We start from the raw sequence: 19,446 nt of genomic DNA, 5'->3' as shown, positions 1-19,446 counted from the left end.
GGACGGATGCGATGCGAAGACTCCTGCCGCCTCTACTCGAATTCCACGATTTCGGGGCGTGTCGGACGGTAGCGGTAGGGTTCGACGCGGGTATAGTTCGAGAGACGGACATATTCGCTGTCGACGGGACCGTTTTTGCCGAAGGCGATTCCCAACCGGATCTGGATCGTGTTGAAGACGAGCCGCTCGTTTCGCAGACGCACTCCGAGACCGAACGACGTGTAGAACTCGTTCTTGAAGATGTTGGGCGAATAGCCGAGCAGGCCGAAATCGGCAAATCCGAAGAAGGCGATGCGGAATCCGAGGGGCTGATAGGGGGAGAAGAGGACGGTTTCGGTGTTGAGGATCATGCGGTTGGTGCCGATGGCGTATTCATTGAGCGCCTGCAGCCCGTTCATGCGGGTGAACCGGATGCTTTCGTCGCTACCCTCCCAGCGGTTCCATCCCTGGGTGTAGTTGAACGCGAGGAACTGCCGGATCTGGCTGCGGCGCAGAAGAAAGAGGTTCGAGAACCAGCGCAGGTCGATATCGACGGCGCTGCGCTGCCACATGCCGTTGTCCGGTTCGATGTAACTGCCGAGCGTGGCGCCGCCCATGACGTAACCCAGGGAACAAAAGCCTCCAGCTTCGAAACTCAGTCCCAGATAGGCGTCGTCGCTGAACTCTCCCCAGGAGTATCCCGCCACGGCCTCGGCCTTGAATCCGGCGGCAAGGTACTCGCGGCTTCCGAATCCGTAGATCATGTTGGCGGTATAGAAGTTCTCGCGGTAGAGTCCCAGTCCGACCAGCAGCGCATCCTGATCGTGAAGGGCCGGATTGTAGCGGGGACCGACCTCGGGACGTCGGCTGACGCGGTTGTAGTTGTAGCGTCCGGTGATGTAGATGCTCGCGTTGATTCGTCGCAGGAAGTGCGAATATCCGCCCCAGGCATCGAGGTTTCGCTCCTTGACGAGCAGCGAGGTGTCCTGCTCGATCATGTAGCGTTTGTCCTTGATGTCGTTGTATGTCAGACCGATTTCGTAGTCCGTGGGACGGATGAACTCCTTGCGGATCCCCAGGTCGAGGGTCGAACTGTAGAAACTGCGCCCGGCATTGAATGAGGCCGTGTAGAAGCTCCCCAGCACGTTGGGGATCTCGTACTCGACCATGTTGCCGCCGTAGGAGAAGTCCTGGCGGTTGAAGTTGGTGATGAACTTGAGTTTGTTTCCCGTTCCGAGGATGTTGGCGTCGGACAGGGCAACCATCGTGCGGCCTTCGGAGTGAAGGGCGCCGTCGGCCGTGATGGTCCAGGCGTCGCGGGTGCGGATGACGAGGTTTACGCAGGTGGAGTCGAGAGAATCGGGCCGTACGTCGATATCGATATCCGAGACGTAGTCGCGCGAACGGATCAACTGTTTGGTGCGGACAATGGTCTGCGGGTCGAATTCATCCCCGGGTTTGAAGAGCAGGTCGCGGCGGATGACCTGTTCGCGGGTGATCATGTGCAGTTTGTTGCCGGTGCGCTCCAGCCAGTTTCCGTTTTCGTCGAAGGGTTCCTGACGGCTGATCTCGATTCCGGAGATGGTCTTGCCGGCGAAGGGCATCAGTGCGCGGGTTTCATCGAGGAACTGTCCGTTTTCGGTCGTGTCGAGTACGGGCTTGACGAAGAGCAGGTTGTAGAGCATGCGCGGAACGGCGCGGCGGCTGGTTTTCGATTCGATGCTGTCGTACAAGCGTTTATTTCGGGCCCGGGCTTTGGAATTTCGGATTCGGGCGCTGTCGGGGGTGAATCGTTCCGGGGTGTGTCTGTCCGGCCCGGCAACAGGGGTTGCCGGGTGTGCGGAGGCCAGCAGTCCCGCCAAGGCCAGAATCAGGACCAGGATGGATATGCGCAACCCGAGGAACATGTTTCAAAGATAACGTAAAAATCCCGGAAAACGTATTTGAAAAGCCTTGGAGAGGGCTTGGCGGATAGAAAAAAGGTCCACCCCGATATGGGTGAACCTTTTTTCCGGTATTGCCGGTGCGGTTGTCGGGCGGGTAGCGGATTTTTACCCTCTTGCCGTTTAGAGCGGATTGGTTTTCGGATCCTTGCTTCTCGGCCCTTGCTTCTCGGCCCTTGCTCCTTGGACCCTTTGCTTCTCGGCCCCTTGCTTCTCGGCCCCTTGCTTCTCGGCCCTTGCTTCTCACCCCCCCCCTCTCTGCGGCCCCGGGTTATTTGCGGCGCTCCTTGGCTTCGATGCATTCGGTGGCGTGGGGCACCTTCATCAGCCGCTCCTTGGGAATCAGCTTGCCGGTGGTTTTGCAGATTCCGTAGGTTTTGTTCTCGATGCGCACGAGGGCCATTTCGAGATTGCGGATGAATTTCATCTGGTGAGCCGCCAGTCGGCCACTCTCCTCCTTGGAGAGGGTTGTAGCGCCTTCTTCCAGCACCTTGAAGGTCGGCGACGTATCTTCGGTGTCGTTGTCGGCCGTGTGGGTAATCGTGGCGCGCAGCAGTTCGTAATCCGCACGCGCGTTCTCAAGCTTTTTCAGAATAAGCTGCTTGAACTCTTCGAGTTCGGCATCGCTGTATCGGGTTCTTTCGTCTGCCATAAGTCAGTCCTCTCTATTTGGTTTTATGTAAAATTAAACAAAAATTCCGATATCACCAAATTTTCCCGATCACAGATGGACTTTTATATCCTCGAAACGGCAATCTGCAGCGGCTCGTCGTCAATGTCGGAATTGACCACTACGGCACCTTGGGGTTGCGGAGCGGTGCGGACCTCGACGGCAAGGGTCTGCGAGGCGATGTAGTCGGCATAGTGGGCGATGGCATCGGCCACGAGGGGCTTCTGCTCGATCTCGACGCGGATCTTGTCGGTGACCTCGAATCCGGAATCCTTGCGGATGTTCTGGATGCGGTTGATCAATTCGCGTGCCACACCCTCGGCGCGGAGTTCGTCCGTGAGGGTGATGTCGAGGGCCACGGTGAGCTTGCCTTCCGAGGCGACGAGCCATCCGGGCATATCCTCCGAGGTGATCTCGAAGTCGGCGGGCGTGACGGTGATCTTCTCGCCGCCGACCTCCAGCGTCGATTCGGGTGCAGCCTCGATGGCGGCGATCTGCTCCTGCGAAAATCCGGCCACCAGTGCGGCGATCTGCTTCATCTGCTTGCCGTAGCGCGGGCCGAGGGTCTTGAAGTTGGGCTTGATGCGCTTGGTGATGATGCCGGTGGTCTTCTCGATGAGTTCGATCTCCTTGACGTTGACCTCGCTCATGATGAGGTTCTTCACGGCGGCGATGTGCTCGGCCATCGAGGGGTCGAGTACCGGGATGAGGATCTTCATCAGCGGCTGGCGCACCTTGATCGAGACCTTGCGGCGCAGGGCCAGCACCATCGACGAGACGCGCTGAGCGAGATCCATCATCTGCTCGAGCCGGCGGTCGATGAGCTTCTCGTCGGCCTTGGGAAAGGTCGACAGGTGGACCGACTCATCGGTGTGGCGGCCGCTGACGGCATTCAGGTCGCAGAAGATGCGGTCCATGATGAACGGTGCGAAGAGTGCCGAGAGCATCGCGACGGTCTCCAGACAGGTGTAGAGCGTCTGGTAGGCGGCGAGTTTGTCCTCGGTCATGCCGCCGCCCCAGAAGCGCTTGCGGTTCAGACGCACGTACCAGTTGGAGAGGTTCTCGCCGACGAACTCCTGAATGGCGCGGGCCGCAGGCGTCGGGTCGTAGTTTTCCAGCGAGTCGGTTACGTTCTTGACCAGCGTATTGAGCAGCGAGATGATCCAGCGGTCGATCTCGGGACGCTTCTCCATCGGCACCTCGGGCTCCTTGCCCGTGAAGCCGTCGATGTTGGCGTAGAGGGCGAAGAACGAGTAGGTGTTGTAGAGCGTGCCGAAGAACTTGCGGCGCACCTCGTCGACGCCGTCGCGGTCGAACTTCAGGTTGTCCCACGGCTGCGAGTTGGAGATCATGTACCAGCGGGTGGCGTCGGCTCCGTAGGTGTCCAGCACGTCGAACGGATCGACGGCATTGCCCAGCCGTTTCGACATCTTGTTGCCGTTCTTGTCGAGCACCAGACCGTTCGAGATGATGTTCCTGAAGGCCACCGAGTCGAAGAGCATCGAGGCGATGGCGTGCAGCGTGAAGAACCAGCCGCGGGTCTGGTCGACACCCTCGGCGATGAAGTCGGCGGGGTAGACCTTGTTGAAGTCCTCCTTGTGCTCGAACGGGTAGTGGACCTGGGCGTAGGGCATGGCTCCCGAATCGAACCAGACGTCGATCAGGTCGGGCTCGCGGCGCATCGGTTCGCCCTTCGACGAGACCAGAATGATCGAATCGACATAGGGACGGTGCAGGTCGATGTTCCTGGTCGAGTAGTTCTCCTTCGACATGTCACCGACCTTGAAATTCTTGTAGGGGTTTTCCTTCATCACGCCGGTGGCGATCGCTTTGTCGATCTCCTGCATCAGCTCCTCGACCGAACCGATGCACTTCAGCTCCGAACGGTCTTCGGTGGCCCAGATCGGGAGCGGCGTACCCCAGAAGCGTGAACGCGAGAGGTTCCAGTCGTTGAGGTTCTCGAGCCACTTGCCGAAGCGTCCCGTACCGGTCGACTCGGGCTTCCAGCGGATCGTACGGTTCAGCTCGATCATGCGCTCCTTGCAGGCCGTCGTGCGGATGAACCACGAGTCGAGCGGGTAGTAGAGCACGGGTTTGTCCGTCCGCCAGCAGTGGGGGTAGTTGTGGACGTGCTTCTCGATTTTGAAGGCCTGGCCGGCGGTCTTCATCTTCATGCAGATGTAGATGTCCAGCGACTCGGCAGCCTGGGCGGCCTTCTCGTCGTACTTGCCGTCGACGGTGAACTGCGGGTCGTAGGCATTCTTGACCCAGCGGCCCTCGTACTCCTTGTATACCTCGACGTTGACGCACTCACGGACGAAACGCTCGTCCAGCTCGTCGAGCAGGTAGAATTTTCCGGTGAGGTCGACCATCGGGCGGGTTTCGCCCTTTTTGTTGATCATGAAGAGCGAGGGGATTCCGGCGGCGCGGGCCACGAAGGCGTCGTCGGCACCGAACGTCGGGGCGATGTGGACGATACCCGTACCGTCCTCCGTGGTGACGTAGTCGCCCGAGATGACGCGGAAGGCCTTCTGTGAGGCATCGCGCCAGTTGCCCTCCTCATCCAGCTCGACGGGCTTGACCCAGGGCAGCAGCTGCTCGTAGTGCATGCCGACCAGTTCGGGGCCCTTCCACTCGCCGACCACCTCGTAGGGAACGAGCTTGTCGCCGGGTTTGTAGGCGTCGAGGGCCAGCCCTTCGGCCTTCTTGTTGAAGTGGGCGTTCAGCAGCGCCTTGGCCACCACGGCCGTCATCTTCTCGCCGGTGTAGGGGTTGTAGCTGCGCACGGCGACGTAGTCGATCTTCGGGCCGACACAGAGGGCCGTGTTCGAGGGCAGGGTCCACGGCGTGGTGGTCCAGGCCAGGAAGACGGGCGTACCCCAGCCCTCCATTTCGGGCTTCGGGTCGCGGATGCGGAACTGGGCCACGACGGTCGTATCCTTGACATCGCGGTAGCAGCCGGGCTGGTTCAGCTCGTGGGTCGACAGACCGGTTCCGGCGGCGGGCGAGTAGGGCTGAATGGTGTATCCCTTGTAGAGGAGCCCCTTGTTGTAGAGCTGCTTCAGCAGCCACCACAGCGACTCGATGTACTTGTTGTCGTAGGTGATGTAGGGGTCGTCCATGTTGACCCAGTAGCCCATCTTGCGGGTGAGGTTCTCCCACACGCCGGTGAACTCCATGACGGCCTCGCGGCACGTGCGGTTGTACTCCTCGATGGAGATCTTCTTGCCGATATCCTCCTTGGTGATTCCGAGTTTCTTCTCGACGCCCAGTTCGACGGGCAGACCGTGGGTGTCCCAACCGGCCTTGCGGTGAACGAGATATCCCTGCTGGGTTTTGTAGCGGCAGAATACGTCCTTGATGGTGCGGGCCATGACGTGGTGGATGCCGGGCATTCCGTTGGCCGAGGGGGGACCTTCGTAGAAGACGAATGTCGGGTGACCCTCGCGGGTTTCGATGCTTTTGTGGAACGTGTCGTGGGCATCCCACTCGCCGAGCACGTCGGCGGCTGTGGCGGCCAGGTCGAGGCCTTTATACTCCTTGAATTTCATATCGGCAGGTAAAAAATATCGTTTCGGTTCTGACAACTGGCAAAGATAGTAAAAAGATTGGAAAACACCGCAATTCCGGTCCGATTCCTCGCATCGGATCGCCCGTGGACGAAAAATCCGGACCGCTCCGCACGAGGGAGCCGGTCCGGATGGGGTTTTGCGGTCGGCCGGGGGTCAGTCGAACGACTGCATCTCGATGAGTTTGGCGTAGATGCCGTTTCGGGCCATCAGTTCGGCATGGGTTCCCTGTTCGGCGATGCGGCCGTGGTCGATGACGATGATCTTGTCGGCGTTGTGGATCGTCGAGAGGCGGTGGGCGATGACCACCGACGTACGTCCCACGAGCAGGTTGTTCAGGGCATCCTGGACGAGTTTTTCGCTCTCGGTATCGAGGGCCGAGGTGGCCTCGTCGAGGATCAGGATGTCGGGGTTCTTCAGCACGGCGCGGGCGATCGAGAGACGCTGGCGCTGACCGCCGGAGAGTTTCACGCCGCGGTCGCCGATGTTGGTGTCGTAGCCCTGGGGGCATTCGCGGATGAAGTCGTCGGCATTGGCCACGCGGGCGGCTTCGGCCACCTCTTCGGGCGTGGCTCCGGGGCGTCCCATGGCGATGTTGTGCTCGATGGTGTCGTTGAAGAGGACCGTATCCTGGGCCACGACGCTCATGTGGGCACGGATGCTCTCCTGCGAGTAGTCGCGCAGCGAGATGCCGTCGATCAGGATGTCGCCCGAGGTGGGGTCGTAGAAGCGGGGCAGCAGTTCGCTGAGGGTTGATTTCCCGCCGCCTGAAGGGCCCACGAGGGCGACGGTCTCTCCGTGGCGGATCTCGAACGAGATGCCGTCGATCACCTCGCGCGAACCGTCGTAGGAGAAGTGTACGTTGCGGAACTCGATCCGGTCCTTCAGACCGGTGAACTCCCTGGCGTCGGGTTTGTCCTGGATTTCGGGGCGGGTGTCGATGATCGAGAAGATGCGTTCACCGGCGGCAATACCCTGGTTGATGTTGGCGAACTGGTCGATGAAGGTTCTTACCGGGCGGGTGATCTGCGAGAAGATGGCCACGAAGGCGATGAATCCTCCGGGGTCGAGCGATCCGGCCGAGACCAACGCGCCTCCGAAGACGAGAATCACGCCGACGGCCGTGATGCCGAGAAATTCGCTCATCGGCGAGGCCAGTTGCTGACGGCGGGCCATCGAGAGGGTCAGCCGGGCGAGGTCTTCGCTGATGGCGTAGTATTTCTGCTTGATGTATTTGGTGGCGTTGTAGCTCTTGATGACCTTGATGCCGGAGAGCGACTCGTCGAGCGTGGCGACCATTTCACCCATGCGCTGCTGGTTGGTGCGGGCCGGGTGGCGGAGTTTCTTGACGATGTTTCCGATGAGCAGGGCGACCACCGGCAGGAAGAGCACCGAGAAGACGGCCAGCTTCCACGAGATGGCGATCATCATGACGATGTATCCGATGATCAGGAAGGGTTCGCGGAAGGAGACCTGCAGGGTGTTGGTGATGCAGAACTGGACGACGCTGACATCGGAGGTGATCTTCGAGATGATGTCGCCCTTGCGCTGGTCGGAGAAGTAGCCGACGTTCATGTCCATGACGCGGGAGAACATCTCGTTTCGCATCTTCTGGAGCGTGCGGGTGCGCATGTTCTCCATGGTCCAGGCCCCGAGGTAGCGGAAGAGGTTGCTCAGGAAGCTGATGATGATGGCGACGATGGCCAGCAGCAGCAGGACGTTCTGGCGGTCATACTCCTGGAAGAGGTGCGAGTAGGTGAAGTTGAAGAGCGTGGTGAGGTACTCCTGGTTGAACTCCACGGGGGGAAGCTTTTCCACATACTCGAACGAGTAGTTCACATCGAACATGGTGTTCAGGATCGGGATGATCAGCATGAACGTCAGCGAGTTGAACAGTGCGTAGAAGACCGAGTAGAAGAAGTATGGAAACGCGTATTTCTTGATCGGGCGGGCGAAGCCCATCAGCCGCAGGTAAGTTTTGAACATTCCGACGTGTTTGGAGGTTACGCAATTTCACGCCGCAGGGATGGAGCCGGAGAACGCAGGGGTCTCCGGCCGCACGAAGCGGAACGGGCCATACCGGGCGGGAAACAATTTCCTGCAAATATAAGCATAATTGCCCGAAAAGCGAAAAAAGCCCGCAAAATCTGGCAATTGTCCCGAAGAATCGGCGAATACTGTCTTTTCGGAACGGAAGTCCGGGGCCTTCGGCGCGGAGGGACAGAGGCCTCGGAGGGCGGAGTTTTCTCACTCGGGGATGTATCCCGTATCCTCGGCCCAGCGGGTGCGGTCGTTGGCGGCGGCCACGGCCAGTTGGTCGCAGCGGTTGTTCTCGACCGTTTCGGCGTGGCCCTTGACCCAGACGAAACGGACCCTGTGCCGGTTGTAGATGCGCAGGAAGCGCATCCAGAGGTCGGGATTCTTCTTGCCGGCAAAGCCCTTGCGGGCCCAGCCGAAGACCCAGCCCTTGGTGACGGCGTCGACGACATACTTCGAGTCGGAGTAGATCACCACCTCCGAGCCCTCGAACTTGAGCGTCTCGAGGGCGACGCAGATCCCCATGAGCTCCATGCGGTTGTTGGTCGTGAGGCGGAAACCCTGCGAGAGCTCCTTGCGGTGGGGGCCCGAGAGGAGGACGACGCCGTAGCCTCCGGGGCCGGGGTTTCCGAGGGACGAACCGTCGGTGTAGATGGTGATGGATGGCATCTTGCGGATGGTGGTTTTGCGGTTTGTATGATCCGTTTGCGGAACCCGTTTGCGACAAGCCCCCGCCACATGACGGGCGGGGGTTTGTACGGGATATGCATTTTTGTAAAGCGGGGCGGGTTTTTCAGGCTCGGGTGCGACCGGATATTGTCGGTTTCCGGCCGGCAGCCCTTGGAAACACACCTGCTGGCCCCCCCCCTCTCTTCAGACGGCTATTTCAGGGCGGCCAGCTGCTCCTTGAGAGCGGCGATCTTGGCCTCGGCATCGGCCTGCTTGGCGCGCTCGTTGGCTACGACCTTCTCGGGGGCCGACTGCACGAAGCGCTCGTTCGAGAGCTTCTTCATCACCGAGGCGAGGAAGCCTTCGTAGTAGGTCAGATCGTCCGAGAGCTTCTTGATTGCGGCGGCGGTGTCGATTTTGCCGGCCAGCGGCACGAAGTACTGCGTCGTCTTGACCAGGAAGGCGGCCGCTGCGGGATCCTTCTCCGTGACGGCCTCGATCGACGAGAGGTTGGCCATCTTCCGGATGACGGGGGCGAACTCGGCGGGATAGTTCTCGTCGACGATGACGTGCAGGGCCAAGGTCTCCTTCTGCGGGAGGTTCTTCTGGTTGCGGATGTTGCGCACCGAGGAGACGATCTCCTTCACCAGTTCGAAGCGGGCGAGCATCGCCTCGTCGACCTGGCCGGCCTGGGGCATCGGGGCCACACAGATCGACTCGCCGTCGCGGCGCGGGGCGAGGGCCTGCCAGATCTCCTCCGTGACGAAGGGCATGAAGGGGTGCAGCACGCGCATCAGGGCATCGAAGTATCCCTTCGTGGCCTGGAGCGTGGCGTCGTCGATCGGCTGTCCGAAGGCGGGCTTGACCATCTCGAGGTAGAGGCTCGAGAAGTCGTCCCAGAAGAGGCGGTAGACCTCCTTGAAGGCCTCCGAGATGCGGTACGAGCGGAAATCCTCGTCGATCTGGCGGAGCGAGCGCGAGAGGGCCTCGCCGAACCAGGCGACGGCCAGGCGGTTGTTTTCGCTCTGCGGGGCGGCGGTGTCGACCGACCAGCCGTTGACCAGACGATAGGCGTTCCAGATCTTGTTGCCGAAGTTGCGGCCCTGCTCGCAGAGCGCCTCGTCGAACATGACGTCGTTGCCGGCCGACGAGCTGATGAGCATGGCCATGCGGACGCCGTCGGCGCCGTACCGGGCGATCAGGTCGAGCGGATCGGGCGAGTTGCCGAGCTGCTTGGACATTTTGCGGCCGATCTTGTCGCGGACGATACCCGTGAAGTAGACGTTGGCGAAGGGCTTTTCGTGGCGGTACTCATATCCGGCCATGATCATGCGGGCGACCCAGAAGAAGATGATGTCGGGACCTGTGACCAGATCGTTGGTGGGGTAGTAGTATTCGATTTCGGGGTTGTGGGGGTTGCGGATTCCGTCGAAGACCGAGATGGGCCAGAGCCACGACGAGAACCAGGTGTCCAGCACATCCTCGTCCTGGCGCAGGTCCGCGAGCTGCAGCGAGGCGTCGCCGCTCTTGGTGCGGGCCTTTTCGAGGGCCTCTTCGGGGGTCGGGGCGACGACGAATCCGCCCTTGGGCAGATACCACGCCGGGATGCGCTGACCCCACCACAACTGACGCGAGATGCACCAGTCCTTGATGTTCTCCATCCAGTAGCGGTAGGTGTTCTTGTACTTTTCGGGGACGAAGCGGATCTCGTCCTCCATGACGGCCTTCGTGGCGGGCTCGGCCAGCTCCTTCATCGAGAGGAACCACTGCATCGAGAGTTTCGGTTCGATGGCCACGCCCGTACGCTCCGAGTAGCCGACGTTGTTCGTGTAGGCCTCGACCTTCTCGAGCAGGCCGGCCTCGTCGAGATCCTTCTCGATCTGGCGGCGGACGTCGAAACGGTCCATGCCGACATACATGCCGACCTTGTCGTTGATCGTGCCGTCGTCGTTGAAGATGTCGATGGTCTCCAGGCCGTATTTCTCGCCCAGCATGTAGTCGTTCACGTCGTGGGCCGGGGTGACCTTCAGGGCACCCGTACCGAACTCGATGTCGACGTACGTGTCGCGGATGACGGGGATCGAGCGGCCGACGAGCGGCACGATGACGCGGGCGTCGGCGGGCAGATCCTGATAACGCGGGTCATCGGGGTTGACGCAGAGGGCCGTATCGCCGAGGATGGTCTCGGGACGGGTCGTGGCGACGACGATGACGCGGTCGGAACCTTCAACACGGTAGCGCAGGTAGTAGAGCTTTCCGTGCGACTCCTTGAAGACGACCTCCTCGTCCGAGAGGGCGGTCTGTGCGGCGGGGTCCCAGTTGACCATGCGCACGCCGCGGTAGATCTTGCCCTTGTCGTAGAGGTCGCAGAAGACGCGCAGGACGCCTTCGGTGCGGATGTCGTCCATCGTGAAGCAGGTGCGGTCCCAGTCGCACGAGGCGCCGAGCTTGCGCAGTTGTTGAAGGATCACGCCGCCGTACTTCTCCTTCCACTCCCAGGCGTATTTGAGGAACTCCTCACGCGTGAGCGAGGACTTCTCGATGCCCTTTTCGCGGAGCATGGCGACGACCTTTGCCTCGGTGGCGATCGAGGCGTGGTCCATGCCGGGGACCCAGCATGCGTTCTTGCCCGACATGCGGGCGCGGCGCACCAGCACGTCCTGCAGCGTGTTGTTGAGCATGTGGCCCATGTGGAGCATGCCGGTGACGTTGGGGGGCGGGATGACGATCGTATAGGGTTGGCGCTGGTCGGGTTCCGAATGGAAGAGCTTGTGGTTGATCCAGTAGTCGTACCATTTGGCCTCGATCTGCTGGGGTGCGTATTTGTCAGCGATTTGCATGGCTGGTAGATAATTAAACGTTGTTTCCGAGGGGGCAAAGTTATCAACAATCTGTCAAAGATGAAATAAATTCTGCGAAAAAACGTTACCTTTGCGCATTGTATATAGAAAAATATGAGCAAAAAAGATAAGATCGAAACTGTAGAAGTGGACGACGTGAACCTCGTCCCCGAGCTTCTCGACGGCAAACACCGCGTGATCCCCATCGTGACGGGCGGTGACGAACCGGTCGAGGAGGTCGAAGTCCCGGAGATTCTTCCGATTCTTACGCTGCGTTCGTCGGTGCTCTTTCCGGGCGCCATCACCCCCATTACGGTCGGGCGTGACAAGAGCATCTCGCTGGTCCGCGCGGTGAATGCCGAGGGCGGGCTGCTGGGAGCCGTGCTGCAGCGCGAGAGCGAGGTGGAGGACCCCTCGCCGGACGACATGTACAAGGTCGGCACGGCAGCCCGGATCATCAAGATCCTGGAGATGCCCAACGGCAACCTGACGGTGATCCTGAATGGTCTGGAGAAGATCGAAATCACGGAATATGTCGCCACGGAGCCCTATTTCAAGGCCCGCGTGGTGGCGCTGCGCGACTCGACGCCCGATCTGAAGAGCATCGAGTTCGAAGCCCTCGTGGACTCGATCCGCGACGTGGCGCTGGGAATCATCAATATCTCGCCGTCGATGCCCAAGGAGGCGGCCTTCGCCATCAAGAACATCGACTCGAAACGCGGCTTCATCAACTTCATCTGCTCGAACATGGAGCTCACGGACGAGGACCGGCAGTCGCTGCTCGAAGCCCCCGGCCTGCTGGCCCGTGCGCGCAAGCTGCTCGAGATCCTGATCCGCGAACAGCAGCTTGCCGAGTTGAAGAACCAGATCCAGGAGCGCGTCAAGCAGGAGATCGACAAGCAGCAGCGCGACTACTACCTGCAGCAGCAGATGCGCACGATCCAGGACGAACTGGGCGACGGCCCCGATGCCGACATCGAAAAGATGCGCGAGGAGGCCGGGAAGAAGAACTGGCCGAAGGAGGTCGGCGAGACCTTCGAGAAGGAGTTGCAGAAGGTCGAGCGGCTGAACCCCGCCGTGGCGGAGTATTCGGTGCAGATGACCTACCTGCAGCTGTTGCTGGAGCTGCCTTGGAACGACGTGACGAAGGACAACCTCGACCTGAAGCAGGCCCGCGAACAGCTGGACCACGACCACTTCGGACTGGACGAGGTCAAGGAGCGTATCTTGGAACACCTGGCCGTCATCAAGCTGAAGGGCGACCTGAAGTCCCCGATCCTCTGCCTGTACGGACCTCCGGGCGTGGGCAAAACCTCGCTGGGCAAGTCGGTGGCCACGGCCCTGGGCCGCAAGTTCGGCCGTATCTCGCTGGGCGGACTGCACGACGAGTCGGAGATCCGCGGACACCGCCGTACCTACATCGGCGCCATGCCGGGCCGGATCATCCAGACGATCAAGCGGTGCGGTTCGTCCAATCCGGTGATCATCCTCGACGAGGTGGACAAGGTGACGGTCTCGAACCACGGCGACCCCTCGAGCGCGCTGCTCGAGGTGCTCGACCCGGAGCAGAACACCACCTTCCACGACAACTACATCGATATGGAGTACGACCTCTCGAAGGTGCTCTTCATCGCCACGGCCAACAACGTGGGCAACATCGCCCCGGCGTTGCGCGACCGTATGGAGATGATCAACATCCCGGGCTACCTGATCGAGGAGAAGGTGCGCATCGCCCAGGATCACCTGCTGCCGAAGCTGCGCGAGGCCCACGGCATCAAGCCCGACGAGCTGACGATGAGCGACGCGGTGATCGAACAGGTCATCTCGGACTATACGCGTGAGGCGGGCGTCCGCTCGCTGGACAAGCATCTGGCCAAGATCGCCCGGGCACGTGCCAAGCAGATCGCCTTCGACGAGGAGCCCAGGCCGGAGATCACGGCCGAGGATGTTGCGAAGATCCTCGGCATGCCGAAGTTCCTGCGCGAGGAGTACGAGGTGGGCGGCATGACGGGTGTCGTGACGGGTCTGGCATGGACCGAAGTGGGCGGTGACATCCTCTACATCGAGTCGTGCCTGACGCCCGGCAAGGGGCGCATCAGCCTGACGGGCAACCTGGGCGACGTGATGAAGGAGTCGGCGACGATTGCCCACGAGTGGGTGATGGCCCACTACAAGGAGTTGGGCATCGACCCGAAGATGTTCGAGACGAACGACATCAACATCCACGTTCCGGAGGGTGCGATCCCGAAGGACGGCCCCTCGGCGGGCATCACGATGGTCACCTCGATCGTCTCGACCTACACGGGCCGCAAGGTGAAGGAGCGGATCGCCATGACGGGCGAGACGACCCTCCGCGGACGGGTGATGCCCGTGGGCGGCGTCAGGGAGAAGATTTTGGCGGCCAAGCGGGCCGGCATCACGGAGCTGATCCTTTCGGACGAAAACCGCAAGGACATCGCCGAGATCAAGCCCGAATACGTCGAGGGTCTGACGTTCCACTACGTGCGCACGAACGACGAGGTGCTGGCGCTGGCGCTGGAGCCGAAGCCGGCCTCCGACGCAACGACCGTTAAGGAGTAAATATCCGGGAAAATGAATATCGAGGATTTCCGTCGCTATTGTCTGTCGCTGCCGGGCGTGCATGACGACTTCGCCTTCGGGAAGGCCACCTCCGAATACGACCGCAATCTGCTGGTCTTTTACGTGGTGGACAAGTGGTTCTGCTTTGTGAATGCCGAAGCGTTCGACTTCTGTACGATCCGCTGTGCTCCGGAGGAGATTCCCGTGCTGATCGATCGCTACGAGGGGATCACCCCGGGTTGGCACATGGACAAGCACCACTGGATCAGCGTTCGTTTCGACGGGGATATTCCGGCGGAGGAGATTCTCGACCTGGTAAAAAAATCGTACGGGCTTGCGAAGGCGAAACTGACGGCGCGTCAGCGCCGCGGGCTCGAGGCGGATGCAACCGAATAGCAGTGAAGGTATGAAATTCATCGCAATCATTCCGGCGCGCTACGCGTCGACGCGCTTCCCGGCCAAGCCGCTTGCCCGGCTGGGGGGCAAACCCGTCATCCAGCGGGTCTACGAACAGGTGGCCGGCGTGCTGGACGACGCCGTGGTGGCTACGGACGACGAGCGGATCTACGAGGCCGTGCGGTCGTTCGGCGGACGGGTCGAGATGACCTCGACGGCGCACCGCAGCGGCACGGACCGCTGCTGGGAGGCCTACTGCAAACAGGGCCGGACGTACGACGTGGTGGTCAACGTGCAGGGCGACGAACCCTTCATTCGCCGTGAGCAGCTCGAGGCGGTGAAGCGCTGCTTCGACGACCCCTCGACCGACATCGCCACGCTGGTGAAGCCCTTTGCGGAGTCCGACGGCCTGGAGGCGCTGGAGAATCCCAACTCGCCGAAGGTGGTGCTCGACGCGCAGTCGCGGGCGCTGTACTTTTCGCGGTCGGTGATCCCCTACCTGCGCAACGTCCCGCGCGAGGAGTGGCTCTCGCGGCATACCTTCTACAAGCACATCGGCCTCTATGCCTTCCGCACGGAGGTGCTGCGTGCGGTGACCGCGCTGCCGCAGTCGCCGCTCGAGCTGGCCGAATCGCTCGAACAGCTGCGCTGGCTGGAGAACGGCTATAAAATAGGTGTGGGCATCACGCCGGTCGAGACCGTGGGGATCGACACGCCGGAGGATCTGGTGCGCGCCGAGGAGTTTTTGAAACAACACCCCGAATTCAACCGATAACGTTATGATACTGATTGCCGGACCCTGCGTCATCGAATCCGCCGAACTGCTGGACACGGTGGCCGAACGCCTCGTGGCCATCAACCGCCGCCTGGGCACGCAGATCCTCTTCAAGGCCTCGTTCGACAAGGCCAACCGCACGTCGATAGCCTCGTTCCGGGGCCCGGGTCTCGAGAAGGGGCTTCGGATGCTTGCCGACGTGCGCGCGAAGTGGGGGTTGAAGCTCCTTACGGACATCCACGAGTCGTGGCAGGCCGCGCCGGTGGGCGAGGTGGTGGACGTGATCCAGATCCCGGCCTTCCTGTGCCGGCAGACCGACCTGGTGGTGGCCGCCGCGAAGACCGGACGCACCGTGAACATCAAGAAGGCGCAGTTCCTTTCGGGGGCCGACATGCGCTATCCCTACGAGAAGGCACTCGATGCCGGGGCCCGCGAAGTGTGGCTCACCGAACGCGGCAACTCGTTCGGCTACAACAACCTGGTGGTCGATTTCCGCAATATCCCGGACATGCTGCAGATCGCGCCGACGGTGATCATGGACTGCACCCACTCGGTGCAGCGTCCCGGTGCGGCGGGGGGCAAGACGGGCGGCAACCGCGAATTCGTTCCGGCGATGGCCCGGGCCGCGAAGGCTTTCGGCGCTACGGGCTACTTCTTCGAGGTGCACCCCGATCCGGACCGGGGTCTGAGCGATGCGGCCAACATGCTGCGGCTCGATGATCTGGAACCTTTGATCGAAACTCTGCTTTGAGCAACAATATGACCGATACAGCAAAAGAGCAAATTCTGGAGGTGGCCCGCAAGGCGGTGCATACCGAGATGTTGACGCTCCGGCATCTGGAGGAGTCGCTGGACGACTCGTTTGTCGAGGCCGTGGAGATGATTCTTTCGAGTCACGGCAAGTGCATCGTGACGGGTATGGGCAAATCGGGCCTCGTGGGGCGCAAGATCGCCGCGACGCTCGCCTCGACCGGCACGCCGAGCTTCTTCCTCCACCCGGGCGAGGCCTTCCACGGTGACTTGGGCATGATCTCGAAGGAGGATATCATCCTGGCACTCTCCTATTCGGGCGAGACGGACGAGATTCTGAAGATCGTCCCCTTCATCCACTCGAACGGCAACCGCCTGATCTCGATGACGGGTAACCCCGACTCGGCGCTGGCCAAGAATTCGGACGTGCACCTGAACGTGCGGGTCCAGAAAGAGGCCTGCATTCTGCACCTGGCCCCCACGTCGTCTACGACGGCACAGATCGCCATGGGCGATGCGCTGGCCGTCTCTCTGATGCAGCTGCGAGGCTTCACGAGCGTCGATTTCGCACGCCTGCATCCGGGCGGCAGCTTGGGACGGCGCCTGCTGATGACCGTGGGCAACGTCATGCGCGACCACGACCTGCCGGTGGTGGCTCCCGACTGCCCGGCCACGGAGATGATCCACGCCATCTCGAAGGGCGGGTTGGGACTGATCGTCATCTGCGAGGGCGACCGCATCGAGGGCATCGTCACGGATGGTGACGTGCGTCGGGCCATGGAGCGGCTGCGGGGTGAGTTCTTCAATATCAAGGCAAAAGATATCGCCACGCCGCACCCGAAGACGATTGCTCCGACCGAGAAACTGATTGAAGCCGAGAAGATGATGACGCGCAACAAGGTGACCTCGCTGCTCGTTACGGACGAGTCGGGCAAGCTGGTGGGCGTGATCCAGATCTACGACATCAAGCTCTGACCGGGGGCGGTTTTCGCCGTCAGGGGCGGGAGAGACAAAAAGGGAGGCTCGGAGATCCGGGCCTTCCTCTTTTTGGTACGGGTTCGGCGGGTCATTCACCCTCCTCCAACTGGAAGAGCATCTCAACGGGCTTGCCGAATGTCCGTGCGATTTTCAGCGCCAGCACGGTCGACGGAACGAATCTCCCGGCCTCGATGGCGTTGATCGTCTGACGGCTCACGCCCACGGCCTCGGCCAGTTGTTGCTGGGTCATGCGCACCTCGGCGCGTTCGACCCGGATCCTATTCTTCATGCGCCGCCTCCTTTCCGAGTCGCCAGAGCATCACCCGTTCGATCACGAGGAAGAGCACGGGCAGCAAGAACAGGTTGAAGATCATGAAGTTGATGTAGGCGAAGTCGTAGAGCGCCAGCGCGGAGAGTACGGAGACACCCACGGTGACATAGAGCGCCGCGAGCAGGGCGTTGAGACGGATGCGGGCGATGAGTTCGTCCTCGATGCGTTCGCGCGAGCAGCCGATGAAGAGGACACCGAGCAGGATGCCGATGATGACGATGTTGTTCCAAAGGCGGGTGAAGTCCCGGGCCGGAGCGAATGAGTCGGGCAGCAGGAACGAGGGGAATCCGTTGAATCCGTCGATGGCCATCAGCAGGCCGAAGAGTGCGGTCGGGATGAACAGCATCCATCCGATCCGTTTGAACGGGTGGGGAAGCAGCAGCATTCGATTCATGGTTGTTCGTTTTTGTCGGTCAGGCAGCCTGTCGGAGGTGCGCACTTCTCCCGACTGCTGTCGCAAATGTAAAATAAACTTTACAAAATAGCAAGTAAACGCGACAAAAAAACGAACGTACTGCCTTCCGGCTACCGTTCGGCTGGGGTCAGAGCCGGGCTGTCAGCGCGTCGATCTGCTCGTCGGTGGTGGCCCAGCTGGTGACGAACCTTACGACGGACTCCTCCTTGCCGCGCGGCCCCCACAACTCGAAGGTGGCGTACTGACTGAGTCGGTCGATCTCGCGGTTCGGCAGGACGAAGAACTGTTGGTTGGTCGGCGAGTCGATGTGGAGCCGGTATCCTTTTGCGAGCAGGGCCTCCTTCAGCCGCCGGGCTGTCGAGATGGCCTGCCGGGCAATCCGCAGGTAGAGCTCTTCGGTGAAGAGCGTCTCGAACTGCACCCCCAGCAGCCGACCCTTGGCCAGCAGGGCGCCGTGCTGCTTGACGAGGGTGAAGAAGTGCGGCAGCAGCTCGGGCCGCGTGATGACGACCGCCTCGCCGAAGAGCAGGCCGGTCTTGGTGCCGCCGATGTAGAAGACCTCGCACAGCCGGGCGATGTCGCGGAGCGTGAGGGTATTCTCCTCCGAGGCCAGGGCGTAGCCGAGCCGTGCACCGTCGAGGTAGAGCGGGATCGAGTAGCGTTGGCAGACGGCATGGATCGCCTCCATCTCACTGAGCGTGTAGAGTGTCCCGAATTCGGTCGGGTGCGAGAGGTAGAGCATCCCGGGGGCGACCATATGGGGCCACGTTTCGTCGCGGTAGAATTCCTCGATCCAGCGGTCGACCTCCTCGGCGCGGACCTTGCCTTCGTGCGAGGGGAGCGTCAGGACCTTGTGGCCGGCAGCTTCGATGGCTCCGGCCTCGTGGACGTTGATGTGACCCGATTCGGCGGCCAGCACCCCTTCGTGCCGGCGCAGCAGACCGTCGATGACGGTGGCGTTGGTCTGCGTGCCGCCGACCAGAAAATGAACCTCGGCCTGCGGGGCGCCGCATGCCTGTCGGATGAGTTCGCGGGCCCGCTCCGTATGGGGGTCGCAGCCATATCCGGGAGTCTGTTCGAGGTTGGTCTCCAGCAGGCGGCGCATCACCTCGGGGTGGGCCCCCTCCATGTAGTCGCAATCGAAATGCAGCATCTTCTTCTTACTTTAAGTGTTTTTGTCATGACCGGACGTAGTGGGGCATCTCGTCGGGGAGCTCCATCGAGAACTCCACGAGTCCGCCGATCCGTCCCTCGTCGTACCAGACGGTCTGGTAGATCAGCTTGCGGATGCCCTTTTTCTGAATGGTGTAGACGTTTCGGCCGCCGTCGTCGAGCAGCCGTCGGATGATCTCCCGCGAACGGTCGTTGTGGCAGGGGAGGAGCGAGCGGCCCCTCACGTCGCCGTTGACCTCCACGGAGCGGCGGTTCTGGTAGCAGACCATCCCTTGCGTGTCGCAGAGCGTGACGGCGCAGTCGAGCGCATCGGCCCACGAGGGGCTGTCAAAAGAGATCAT

The 19,446-nt window shown here is 61.3% G+C and carries 15 protein-coding genes; 5 read left to right on the top strand and 10 right to left on the bottom strand.

Annotated elements, in window-relative coordinates; genetic code table 11:
• Nucleotides 1–32: 32 nt before the first annotated feature.
• The 6 genes from B5G09_RS01205 to B5G09_RS01180 form a co-directional block, all read right to left on the bottom strand.
• Complete coding sequence (locus tag B5G09_RS01205) at nucleotides 33–1,712, bottom strand: POTRA domain-containing protein (RefSeq protein ID WP_241147521.1); 1,680 nt, start codon at nucleotides 1,710–1,712, stop codon at nucleotides 33–35.
• 481 nt (nucleotides 1,713–2,193) lie between these two features.
• Nucleotides 2,194–2,574, bottom strand: coding sequence for a TraR/DksA C4-type zinc finger protein (locus B5G09_RS01200; protein ID WP_087403686.1), 381 nt, complete (start codon nucleotides 2,572–2,574; stop codon nucleotides 2,194–2,196).
• An 83-nt stretch (nucleotides 2,575–2,657) separates the two neighbouring features.
• A complete protein-coding gene (ileS, locus tag B5G09_RS01195; RefSeq protein ID WP_087403685.1) occupies nucleotides 2,658–6,143 on the bottom strand; it encodes an isoleucine--tRNA ligase in 3,486 nt (1,161 codons plus the stop codon).
• A 174-nt stretch (nucleotides 6,144–6,317) separates the two neighbouring features.
• Entirely contained in the window at nucleotides 6,318–8,147 is a 1,830-nt protein-coding gene (locus tag B5G09_RS01190; protein ID WP_087403684.1) for an ABC transporter ATP-binding protein, read from the bottom strand.
• Between the two features lie 261 nt (nucleotides 8,148–8,408).
• Nucleotides 8,409–8,867, bottom strand: coding sequence for a ribonuclease HI (gene rnhA, locus B5G09_RS01185; RefSeq protein ID WP_087403683.1), 459 nt, complete (start codon nucleotides 8,865–8,867; stop codon nucleotides 8,409–8,411).
• A gap of 212 nt (nucleotides 8,868–9,079) precedes the next feature.
• Nucleotides 9,080–11,707, bottom strand: coding sequence for a valine--tRNA ligase (locus tag B5G09_RS01180; protein WP_087309496.1), 2,628 nt, complete (start codon nucleotides 11,705–11,707; stop codon nucleotides 9,080–9,082).
• Between the two features lie 114 nt (nucleotides 11,708–11,821).
• Between B5G09_RS01180 and lon the strand changes: the two genes are divergently transcribed.
• The 5 genes from lon to B5G09_RS01155 are packed head-to-tail and all read left to right on the top strand — an operon-like array spanning nucleotide 11,822 to nucleotide 17,183.
• Nucleotides 11,822–14,287, top strand: coding sequence for an endopeptidase La (gene lon / locus B5G09_RS01175; protein ID WP_087403682.1), 2,466 nt, complete (start codon nucleotides 11,822–11,824; stop codon nucleotides 14,285–14,287).
• A 12-nt stretch (nucleotides 14,288–14,299) separates the two neighbouring features.
• Nucleotides 14,300–14,683, top strand: coding sequence for an MmcQ/YjbR family DNA-binding protein (locus tag B5G09_RS01170; RefSeq protein WP_087309498.1), 384 nt, complete (start codon nucleotides 14,300–14,302; stop codon nucleotides 14,681–14,683).
• A 10-nt stretch (nucleotides 14,684–14,693) separates the two neighbouring features.
• Nucleotides 14,694–15,458: a 3-deoxy-manno-octulosonate cytidylyltransferase gene (gene kdsB / locus B5G09_RS01165; RefSeq protein WP_087403681.1), complete on the top strand. Its 765-nt coding sequence runs from the start codon at nucleotides 14,694–14,696 to the stop codon at nucleotides 15,456–15,458.
• Between the two features lie 4 nt (nucleotides 15,459–15,462).
• On the top strand, nucleotides 15,463–16,209 hold the full coding sequence (gene kdsA, locus B5G09_RS01160) for a 3-deoxy-8-phosphooctulonate synthase (protein WP_087309500.1): 747 nt from the start codon (nucleotides 15,463–15,465) through the stop codon (nucleotides 16,207–16,209).
• A gap of 8 nt (nucleotides 16,210–16,217) precedes the next feature.
• A complete protein-coding gene (locus B5G09_RS01155) occupies nucleotides 16,218–17,183 on the top strand; it encodes a KpsF/GutQ family sugar-phosphate isomerase (RefSeq protein WP_087309524.1) in 966 nt (321 codons plus the stop codon).
• A 91-nt stretch (nucleotides 17,184–17,274) separates the two neighbouring features.
• Here the strand turns inward: B5G09_RS01155 and B5G09_RS01150 are convergent, their stop codons facing one another.
• The 4 genes from B5G09_RS01150 to B5G09_RS01135 all read right to left on the bottom strand — a co-directional run bounded on the left by B5G09_RS01150 (nucleotide 17,275) and on the right by B5G09_RS01135 (nucleotide 19,446).
• Nucleotides 17,275–17,475 carry a helix-turn-helix transcriptional regulator gene (locus B5G09_RS01150; protein ID WP_087403680.1) on the bottom strand — a complete coding sequence of 67 codons (201 nt, stop codon included), beginning with the start codon at nucleotides 17,473–17,475 and terminating at the stop codon, nucleotides 17,275–17,277.
• The gene (locus B5G09_RS01145; RefSeq protein ID WP_143256445.1) at nucleotides 17,465–17,911 is read right to left on the bottom strand and encodes a hypothetical protein; all 447 of its coding nucleotides are present in this window, start codon (nucleotides 17,909–17,911) and stop codon (nucleotides 17,465–17,467) included. Before B5G09_RS01145 ends, B5G09_RS01150 begins: the two co-directional genes overlap by 11 nt.
• 148 nt (nucleotides 17,912–18,059) lie before the next feature.
• The gene (locus B5G09_RS01140; protein WP_087403678.1) at nucleotides 18,060–19,085 is read right to left on the bottom strand and encodes a beta-eliminating lyase-related protein; all 1,026 of its coding nucleotides are present in this window, start codon (nucleotides 19,083–19,085) and stop codon (nucleotides 18,060–18,062) included.
• Nucleotides 19,086–19,110: 25 nt separating this feature from the next.
• Nucleotides 19,111–19,446, bottom strand: coding sequence for a PAS sensor protein (locus B5G09_RS01135; RefSeq protein ID WP_087403677.1), 336 nt, complete (start codon nucleotides 19,444–19,446; stop codon nucleotides 19,111–19,113).

This window comes from Alistipes sp. An54 (genome assembly GCF_002159375.1).
In the GTDB taxonomy this organism is placed as follows: domain Bacteria; phylum Bacteroidota; class Bacteroidia; order Bacteroidales; family Rikenellaceae; genus Alistipes; species Alistipes megaguti.
The sequence above is the reverse complement of the archived record's forward strand: the minus strand, read 5'-3'. Positions and strand labels throughout refer to the sequence as shown.